The sequence below is a fragment of the Streptomyces alkaliphilus genome (assembly GCF_014141535.1).
Taxonomy (GTDB): Bacteria; Actinomycetota; Actinomycetes; order Streptomycetales; family Streptomycetaceae; genus Streptomyces; species Streptomyces alkaliphilus.
Genome location: NZ_VKHT01001271.1, coordinates 1 through 1,197 on the forward strand (window position 1 = coordinate 1; position 1,197 = coordinate 1,197).

General features: G+C 72.2%; 1 protein-coding gene. It reads right to left on the reverse strand.

Annotation, left to right across the window (positions count from 1 at the left end):
• Positions 1-113 precede the first annotated feature (113 nt).
• The gene (locus FNQ90_RS23900) at positions 114-1,061 is read right to left on the reverse strand and encodes a GDP-L-fucose synthase family protein (protein ID WP_182608249.1); all 948 of its coding nucleotides are present in this window, start codon (positions 1,059-1,061) and stop codon (positions 114-116) included.
• Positions 1,062-1,197 lie beyond the last annotated feature (136 nt).

Consider the following 1,197-nt stretch of genomic DNA (forward strand, 5'->3'; position numbering starts at 1 on the left):
CCCCCCGCTCGTCCTGCCCGTCCTGCCCACTCGTCCCCCCGTCCGGACCCGACGGCCCGGCCCCACGCCGGGCCCGACCGCCGGACGGGGCTCCCCCGGTCCTCCGGGGTTCCTCAGGAGTTCGCGTGCAACCACCCGTGATACGTGTCCCGGATCCCCTCCGCCAGGGGGATCGCCGGGGCGAACCCGAGCTTGCTCAGGCGGGAGACGTCCAACAACTTGCGGGGCGTGCCGTCGGGACGCGAGGTGTCCCAGGTGATCCGCCCGGCGAAGCCGGTGACCGAGGCGACGGTGGTCGCCAGTTCGGCGATGGTCAGGTCGGAGCCGCAGCCCACGTTGATCGGATCGGGTTCGTCGTAGGAGCGCAACAGCGTCAGGCAGGCCGCCGCCAGGTCGTCGCTGTGCAGGAACTCGCGCCGGGGCGTGCCGCTGCCCCACAACACCACCTCCGGGGCGCCCGACTCCCGGGCCTCGTGGAAGCGACGGATCAGGGCGGGCAGGACGTGCGAGGTCTCCGGGTCGAAGTTGTCGCCGGGACCGTAGAGGTTGGTCGGCATCGCCGAGATGTAACGGCGACCGTACTGACGGCGGTAGGAGCGCACCTGGCAGATCCCGGCGATCTTGGCGAGGGCGTAGGGCTCGTTGGTCGGCTCCAGGGGGCCGGTGAGCAACGACTCCTCCCGGATCGGCTGCGGCGCGTGCTTGGGATAGATGCACGAGGAGCCCAGGAACAGCAGACGGTCCACGTCGGCGGCGTGCGCGCCGGCGATCACGCTCAGCTGGATACGGAGGTTGTCCTCCAGGAAGGGCACCGGGTAACGGTGGTTGGCCATGATCCCGCCGACCCGGGCGGCGGCCAGGACCACGACGTCGGGACGGGTCTCCCCCAGGAAGGCGGCCGTCGCCTCCGCGTCGCGCAGGTCGACCTCCTCCCGGGTCCGGGTGATCACCTCGTGGCCCTCGGCCTCCAGGCGCCGGGTCACGGCGGAGCCCACCAGGCCCCGGTGCCCGGCGACGAATATGCGGGCGGTGGACGGCAGCAGGCCGTCGGCAGCAGTCATGGGAGGGGATTGTGCCGGCGTCGCGCCCCGCACCGATGTCGATTTCCGGAAAATTTCCGGAAATCGACGCATCCGTCCTCCCGCGGCGGCGGTGTCACCGACAGCGGAGGGCCGCCCCCGCCGCGTCCCCCGGTAC